The organism is Gordonia sp. i37, from assembly GCF_002043085.1.
Taxonomy (GTDB): Bacteria; Actinomycetota; Actinomycetes; order Mycobacteriales; family Mycobacteriaceae; genus Gordonia; species Gordonia polyisoprenivorans.
The window spans coordinates 1-659 of the sequence record NZ_MVPX01000694.1 but is presented as its reverse complement, the minus strand read 5'-3'; the positions used below and the strand labels follow the sequence as shown (position 1 = coordinate 659).

The 659-nt window shown below is 62.4% G+C and carries 1 protein-coding gene; it reads left to right on the top strand.

All coding sequences use genetic code 11. The features are described 5' to 3' along the window. Positions 1 to 621: HNH endonuclease signature motif containing protein (locus B1964_RS29680; RefSeq protein ID WP_139765981.1), on the top strand; the 621-nt coding region annotated here is incomplete at its 5' end. Between the last annotated feature and the right edge of the window lie 38 nt (positions 622 to 659).

Genomic DNA, 659 nt, shown 5'->3' with positions numbered 1-659 from the left:
ACCTTGTCGGCGCCCAAGCCCCAGCCCGACGGGTCGCCGGATCCGCGGACACCCGAACAGATCTGTGCTGCCGCGTTCGAGACGATCGTGGAGTTGGCGGCACAAGGCTTGGCGGACACCACCTTCTCGGCGAAACCGACCAACGGACTGTTATGGACGTGGTCGGCGGACAACCCGGCACTCGGTGGGGATTTGCAGAATATGGGTGCCATCACCGAAGCGACCGCGAAACTGTTGTCGTGTGATACCACCATCACCAAAATCATGCTCGATCCCAACGGTGTACCGCTCAGTGTTGGCGAGGCGAAACGCTTCTTCACACCGGGACAACGCAAAGCCTTACTGGTGCGGGATCGCGGATGCATCAAATGCGGTGCACACGCCGGACGCTGCCAAGGACACCATTTGCACCACTGGGCCGATGGTGGGCCCACCGACCTCGACAACGGATGCCTGCTGTGCACCAGCTGCCACGACGATGTGCACCACCACGGATGGGACATCATCATGGGCTTCGACCGCCACCCCTGGTTGATCCCACCCGCCAGCATCGACACGAAACGACGACCCGTGCCGTCGTATCACCGACGCACCATGCGACTCGACGACACCGCAGCCTGACCCGAAGCGCCTCCACTACAGCCTGATTCCCTGCACCC